This is a genomic window from Hydrocoleum sp. CS-953, assembly GCF_002260545.1.
Classification (GTDB): domain Bacteria; phylum Cyanobacteriota; class Cyanobacteriia; order Cyanobacteriales; family Microcoleaceae; genus Trichodesmium.
The window spans coordinates 1-6,799 of sequence record NZ_LGSU01001099.1 but is presented as its reverse complement, the minus strand read 5'-3'; the positions used below and the strand labels follow the sequence as shown (position 1 = coordinate 6,799).

Sequence of the window (6,799 nt, the reverse complement as noted above, 5' to 3'; positions counted from 1 at the left end):
ATATTAGAGATATTATAATTGATTTCTTCTGATTCAGCTACTTTATTTTATACTTTTTTTCTTTTATGAAATAATCGTCTTGATAAATTTAAGTTATATGGCTCATCGTAGTTTAGTAAAAATAAATTGCCATTACTAATTTAATTCAACCCAAGGTGCTTGTGGCCATACTTAAAACAAAATTTATCTTAGTATAGAGTCCAAGTAATTATCGTATGATTGAGGAGTCACGAAAACCTATTAAATAATTAATAATTAATAATTACCTCTTCTTGATAAGAAGAGGATTGGCTAAAAGGAATTTTTTTTCTTTTCGCTCCATGAATAGAGAGATTTTATACCTTAATTTTTCGGTAATACTTCACCCACAAATACTAAAACTTTTTCCTAATTGGTCGCTGATTTTCTCATGAGTAAAAGTCAAAGTCTAGATCAAGCATTTACCAAACCCATCTGACGCTCCCATTTTTGTTTAATAGTCTGATAGTCGTTGTAATATTCTTCTGGATTAAATCCTGGCAAAATTTCATAAACATCTATTTCTTGCCATAAAGGTTGTAAACTTTCAATAACTGGCATAGATTGAGCTACAATTTTTTCAGGTTTTAACCAATATTGTTTTTCTTCAACTGTTACATTAGGACGTAATTTATTTTCATTACCTGTATCTGTGGTACTAACATTAATAAAACGTCCCCGAATTAACCCTTTCCACTCTTCTGACTTGGCTAAATCTTTGATATATTGGCGTAAAGTATCTTTAGCATAGGTATAAGAACGCCAAAACGGGATTTTATATTTATCACTAATAGAACCAAAACCACAAAGGGCGAGGGTTATTTTCTGCCCGCCCTGATGTTCTTTAGTAAGTTTTTCTACCAAGGGATTGACAACGTTGACAAAAGTATGGTAGTTTGATAAGAATACTTCATTATCTATTTTGTGCGGATCTTGGTTGAGGTGGGGCAGAGATTCTAAATCTTCATACTTGAATTTACCTACGCCATGTACCAGTATGAGATCGGAAATTCCACTAAGGTCTAATTGTTCAATAGCTTCCCTAGTTTTGTTTTCATCTAGCAGATCGACTTTAAATTGGATAACTTCGGTTGCTTCTAAATTGCTCCGGGAAAGAGCGACACATTTTGTATTTTCTGCTTTTAAAAAATGTTTGAGGTAGGAACCTCCAACAGCACCACCGGCACCTGTGACAATTGCTAATCGAGTATTCATAAATTTTTTATCCTCTATTTTCAAAGTACGTTGCTATTTTGACCCTGATTTTCTCAACAGAGCTTTTAAAATTATTCACTTCCCTGATCTTGAGAAAAGCAGGATTTGAGTTGAGGTCTAAAAATTCAGTATTATTAAATTGAAAATCCTGCTTTTATAATGTTAATTAGCCTCTAGATTAATAGTAGAAGCAATAAATGCACCACGTTCAGCCATTGTATATAACCCTACATGGTGAGATACTTTCTGTGGATGAATAGCGGTTTTGGGTAAACCTTGCTCGGCAGCCATTTCTGCTGTCAGGTCAAAAGTAGCACAACCTTTATCATATACAGCAACATCTTTTAAAGTAGGTACTAAACCATGATTGCGGACTGACAGAATAGTAACAACGAAGTCCATTACACAGATATCAGTACAAATTCCTACTACAACTAGGCTCTCCAGCTTATTATTATTAATCCAGTTCAACAATACATTACTTTGAGTATCAACGTCAATGGAACCGATAAATCCATTGATGCAGTCTTTGGGAACCAATGTTGCTAGGGAGTTATCGTGTAACCATTTAAGTTCAGGAACAAGTTCTTCTTCTCCTGTACCCTTTTCACAATGTGGAGGATAAGGGGGTTCTGGTTTACCTGGTTCGTGGGTATCTAGGAAAGCTAAAACTGGCCAACCTCTTTCGACAAAAGTTCGAGCTAGGCGATCGCTTTCCGACACCATTGTAGCAATTTGTTCATCTGGTTCTTGGGGTGCTAATGGGCCAAACCCAACAGTACAAAAACCATTAAGTACATCTACTACAACTAATCCGGTGGGGCGATCGCCTACAATATAAGGTTGTGGATCGATGGGTAAAGCAGCTTGAATAGTTGCTAAGGAAGTATCGGGAGTAGCTAGAGTTGTTGTCATTACAATTTACTGAACGAGAGAACTGTATAAATAATTTTAGCTAAAACTGTATAAATAATTTTAGCTAAATTTTATTGATGATTTATTTTACCGTAAAATATAGCTAGATAAGTTAGATTTAGTTTCTACAGAATACTTGCTTTTAAACCCAGTATCAATACTTGGGAAAATATTAAGCTAAAGTAGTTTCATCCAAAGCTTTGTCTAATTCTGGAGTTAGTTTGAGCTGACTGCTCCACAACCTCAAATAGTCAAAATCTAATATTTTGCGTCTGGCTTTAATTACACCCAAAATATCGCGCCATTGTTTTAGAGAGTAATTATCTGCAATTTTGTACCATATTAATTTATGTAAAATAATATCTTCAGGAGAAGTAATATAAATAGATTTATTCCCCGAAAAAAGTTTAACTTGTTTTCGGCGAGACATAGCCGATAACTCAAAATCATTAGACTGTTTAATAGGATAAATATCTGCTTTAATAGCTGATGCTGTATGAATGACATTAAAGCTATTAGTCCGACCTCTCAGAGCATCATCTATAGCAGTATCACTCAGATAAAATTCTGTTGATAATGCTGTTATTAATTGTTCTACTTTATCTGGTTCTAAAATAATTGCAATATCAGCATCTTCTGTTTGTCTCCGTTCTCCCCAAAACGAACTAGCCAGACCACGACTTAAGTAGTAAGGAATGTTTAAATTATCTAATATTTCACCAAGGTTCAGGGCTAAATCAATTTCAGAAGCAATCATAAAATCTGTGTTAATAAGTTTATTTATTGAGCAATATTTCTCTCCTAGTTTTAATTTGATATACTCTATTTTTAGTTGTTTATTTGTTAGATTATCATGTTGTTGTTTAAATAAATTCCACCAAATTTATTGAGATTGAATGGATGCCCTGTGATATTGCATTATTCTGGTTTCTATGGGTATTTTTCCTATGAGGTCGAACCAAATTTTTTCAGTTTCTATGGTTGTATCTGTTGCTTGAGTTTTATACATTATTACTAATCTACTGCCTAATTTGATTGTGTAAAAATAGCTGAATTTTTGATTGCTTGAGTTATCTTTAGGAGTACCAGATTATAGATAAGTAAAGACAATTTTAGCTTCATACTTTTAGACGGTCAGTTTCCCTAGTTCAAGTTTTAGTACAAATTTATCTTAACCCTTGTTTGTTCAAGATATTTGCTGCCCAAATTGTATCAGTTTTTGATAAAGCAGGAATAATTTTTTGTTGATAGTCAATTATTAAATTATAGCGTCGTTGGTCGTAAACTTGATGTAAAATACTTTGTAAATCTAGGATAACTTCTGAATCTTCTGGAAGTAGAGGCAAAGTAAAAACAGGAATCATATCTTGAATCTTAAAAGTATTATAGATGTGCTTGAGGACGTTGATTATTAGGACTAACTAAAATGCAATAGTCACGCTCTATATTGTGATTTAAAGTAATCATTTGTTATCGATCATGTTTTTCTTTATTCTTAAGTTACTGCTTAATAGTATGTTTTTTCAGGGCATTATATCGTTATTTTTTGATTAAGTTAATACTCTCACTATATCGTTAATTTTTCGTGACTAAATTGGTTAATTTTCCATCAAGTACAGGTGTTTAAGCATCTCAAAGTTCTGCCTAGCGTTGATGTAATCCCAAGCAATAGTAGCCCATCTAAGATGTCTGTGTCCCGATAGCGGATCGTAAGCTGTTCGTCCGTGAATTATCCTAAAGTTCTGTGCTAGCAAACAGTCTCCAGGTTCAAGACGGAAGCGGTATTCATAAATTGGATCTTTTAAATAACGACAAAAAGCTGAATATGCTTCATAAAAAGCTTCTAGTTCATCGAAAGGTATATTCCAATTACAAGTCTTGCGACTAAAGTAGATTCCAGCAACTTTACCCTCCCAGTCTAGTTCTAGAATTGGGGTTTTGCGGGAGAAAAAATACCCTCGCATTGGGTCAAAATCCTGAAACTGCAAAGGGGTTTTTGCTAAAATCTGAAAGTAGTCTTGATGATTCTGGTGAAAATCTGTAGCAATACGAAAGCCATCAACAAGTAACGATTCGCCGCCAGAAGCATTGTTGTCTACACAATATAGAACCTGTACTAGACGCGGCTCGTGGACGTGGCATCGATCAGTGTGAAGTGCCAACGCATGACCTGTAAGCGACTGCCCAATATCTGTGCTGTTTGGCATTGCTTTTAATTCCCCGAATCGTCCGTATTCTGTTGCATGAATCGGTCCAATGGATGATATGAAATCATCTAAATTGTCAGGATTGATATTCTTGAGTACAGTAAAACCTAATGTAAAAAGCTGACTCATCCAAACATCTTCAGGACAGGAATGAATATCGTACTTTTTGGGTGGATGAGCATCTAACCAAGCCCGATCCCATAGAATTTTTTGTTCTTCGGGCTGCTGAGGCGAGGGGTCGTAAGCATGATTCAGCAGCCAGGAGACAGGGAATATACTTTTATGAGGTGGTTCTTCTTTCCAAATAATTTCAATTTCTCCATTCTTCTCCTCTACAGATAAAGGTTCTGGCGGTGAGGAGAGATCGCTGATATCGAATAACCCCTGGAAAGAAGTAGGATGCCGACAATCAGGACATAGGCAATTTTGTCGCAACCAAATATAGTGGAAACGTTTGCCTTGGACTTCAAGAAAATTATCATTTAAAGTTATTGTAGTGTTCATTGAAAATTTCTATTTTTTAGTTGTTCAAAATCAAGAAATACAAATTAAATTGCGCAAAGGATCTATATATAGATATAGTGCCTTGATGCGTCACAGTGGCGCGAAAAAACTCCAGCAATAGCGTCAATGTGTAAGTCCTATTAATTTAATTTTTGACATTCATCTATCAAAATTTTCATCAATTTTTTTGGCTGAGGCTGATAGTATACATCTAGTTGCGAGTACCTTTTCTGCAACTAGATGTATCTAGTTTCTTCTAAGCGAGCTTTGGGCAAATAGCAGTCAATTATCTCACCGGTAAATCCCCGTTCAAAACATTTTTCTATGGCATTTCGTTAATTTTTCTAGTATTAGGAAGCCTAGAGTACCTTTTTTCAAGATTTCCTACTCCAGCGTATAACTCGGCATCGTCAGTTTTTTGCTGGTTAAAAAAATCTTTGTCTATGAATACTGAATCATATTTTTTATCTTGGAGCCAAGAGTCAGGTAATTTCTTCAATGGCCGATACCGAAGAATTTCAGCCCCTTCTAAATCGTATGGCTCATTGTCAGCAGAGTTGTAATGACTAACAACAAGGACTCGAGGATGATCGGTCTGATTATTTTCCGAATAGTGAAGTGTATTACCGTGCATAATCAATATGTCCCCTGGTTCCATCTCACAATAGACTAATTCCAGTTTTTTGAGAATTACCTCCATTCTTTCTGGATCGGTTATCATATTTCCACGACTATTAATATGATCGATTCGACCAAGCAAATGGGATGACTTCAACACTTGAACACAACCATTTTCTTTAGTTGCTGAAGTGACAGCAACAAAAGTGCTTACAAAATCAGGGAATAAACAGCCATCATAATACCAAGCTCCGTAGCCTTGATGCCAGTTAAAGTAGCCCTGGGAATGAGGTTCTTTTCTCACTACTTTTGAGTGCCAGTGATAGCATTCTTTCCCTCCTAAGAGAGTTTCAACTGCATCCACCATTCTCGCTAATCGAGGAATGCTTCCTAATAAAGTATTCTGTGTTTCCATAAAATAAGTAAATCGACAAATATTTCCGTCAATGTCTAGAAAACTTGTCTCATTTTCTTGTAGTTTTGTATCTTCAACACAGGCTTTATATAGAGGTTCGATTTCTTGACGATTAAAAAAGCTAGGAATAATGATAAATCCATCTTGATGATACCTATTAATCTGCTCTGGTGACAAAGGATTGGTTGTAAGTATCTCAGAGTTAGATAAGTTAGTTGTATTGGTCATTCTGTATTATTTTTCTGGTAATCGTGTACACTTTATCTTCTATTATAAATAGAATAGAATTGTCAAGCCAACAGTTTTCAGAATTGGCTATAATAATTTTAAATTCTATTCAATCACTTCCTTATTCATGTTAATTTTTTTTCCTCTCCCACCCTACCTCCTCTAATTACAATCTCTCCAATTCCTGACATTCTTGAATCAAAATTTCCATCAATTTTGGTGGCATACGCTGATAAGATAAATCCAATTGCTGATATTTTTTCCATAAATTGTGATATTTATCTCTATCTAAACGTGCTTCTTGAATATAGCAATCAATTGCCTTACCAGTAAATCCTTTTTCCAGACATTTTTCTAAAGCAATTTTGGTCTCTTCAATTTCCCCCACACATTCAAAAGCATTATGATCTTCTAGCCCCATTAGTTGTCGATAATAAAGCTGTATATCGGGTTTATCAAAAAGATTTTCTTTGTTTAAAACTTGTTCAATTTCATTTGCCTGTTCTGGAGTTAGATAAGCCATATAGGACAAATAAACATAAGCACATTTAGGACAAGATTTACACCAAGGCGGCTTAGTATTACAAGAGTAAACTAATTTTAAATCGCCTTTTTTAACTTTTTGAGCTAAGATTCGATATACTAATATATCAGAACATGGTTTTAGTAAACTAAAGAC

8 protein-coding genes are annotated in these 6,799 nt (G+C 34.7%); all 8 read right to left on the bottom strand.

The window, feature by feature from the left end:
• Positions 1-432: 432 nt before the first annotated feature.
• Entirely contained in the window at positions 433-1,233 is an 801-nt protein-coding gene (locus AFK68_RS16745; protein WP_094673768.1) for an SDR family NAD(P)-dependent oxidoreductase, read from the bottom strand.
• A gap of 162 nt (positions 1,234-1,395) precedes the next feature.
• The gene (locus AFK68_RS16740) at positions 1,396-2,148 is read right to left on the bottom strand and encodes an isochorismatase family protein (RefSeq protein ID WP_094673767.1); all 753 of its coding nucleotides are present in this window, start codon (positions 2,146-2,148) and stop codon (positions 1,396-1,398) included.
• A gap of 172 nt (positions 2,149-2,320) precedes the next feature.
• Complete coding sequence (locus tag AFK68_RS16735) at positions 2,321-2,905, bottom strand: hypothetical protein (RefSeq protein WP_094673766.1); 585 nt, start codon at positions 2,903-2,905, stop codon at positions 2,321-2,323.
• Positions 2,906-3,031: 126 nt separating this feature from the next.
• Positions 3,032-3,157 (bottom strand): hypothetical protein, encoded by a 126-nt coding sequence (locus AFK68_RS43515; protein WP_256386588.1) that lies wholly within the window; start codon positions 3,155-3,157, stop codon positions 3,032-3,034.
• 157 nt (positions 3,158-3,314) lie between these two features.
• Entirely contained in the window at positions 3,315-3,521 is a 207-nt protein-coding gene (locus tag AFK68_RS16730; protein WP_256386589.1) for a DUF4058 family protein, read from the bottom strand.
• Positions 3,522-3,746: 225 nt separating this feature from the next.
• Positions 3,747-4,859: a TauD/TfdA family dioxygenase gene (locus AFK68_RS16725; protein WP_094673764.1), complete on the bottom strand. Its 1,113-nt coding sequence runs from the start codon at positions 4,857-4,859 to the stop codon at positions 3,747-3,749.
• A 322-nt stretch (positions 4,860-5,181) separates the two neighbouring features.
• Positions 5,182-6,120: a phytanoyl-CoA dioxygenase family protein gene (locus tag AFK68_RS16720; protein WP_094673763.1), complete on the bottom strand. Its 939-nt coding sequence runs from the start codon at positions 6,118-6,120 to the stop codon at positions 5,182-5,184.
• 166 nt (positions 6,121-6,286) lie between these two features.
• A partial coding sequence (locus AFK68_RS16715) for a hypothetical protein (protein WP_371357425.1) occupies positions 6,287-6,799 on the bottom strand: 513 nt, incomplete at its 5' end.

What these genes read in the sequence shown, in the direction of transcription:
- AFK68_RS43515 (WP_256386588.1), bottom strand. Translation starts at nt 3,157, where the DNA reads ATGTATAAAACTCAAGCAACAGATACAACCATAGAAACTGAAAAAATT.
- AFK68_RS16720 (WP_094673763.1), bottom strand. Translation starts at nt 6,120, where the DNA reads ATGACCAATACAACTAACTTATCTAACTCTGAGATACTTACAACCAAT.
- AFK68_RS16745 (WP_094673768.1), bottom strand. Translation starts at nt 1,233, where the DNA reads ATGAATACTCGATTAGCAATTGTCACAGGTGCCGGTGGTGCTGTTGGA.
- AFK68_RS16735 (WP_094673766.1), bottom strand. Translation starts at nt 2,905, where the DNA reads ATGATTGCTTCTGAAATTGATTTAGCCCTGAACCTTGGTGAAATATTA.
- AFK68_RS16740 (WP_094673767.1), bottom strand. Translation starts at nt 2,148, where the DNA reads ATGACAACAACTCTAGCTACTCCCGATACTTCCTTAGCAACTATTCAA.
- AFK68_RS16725 (WP_094673764.1), bottom strand. Translation starts at nt 4,859, where the DNA reads ATGAACACTACAATAACTTTAAATGATAATTTTCTTGAAGTCCAAGGC.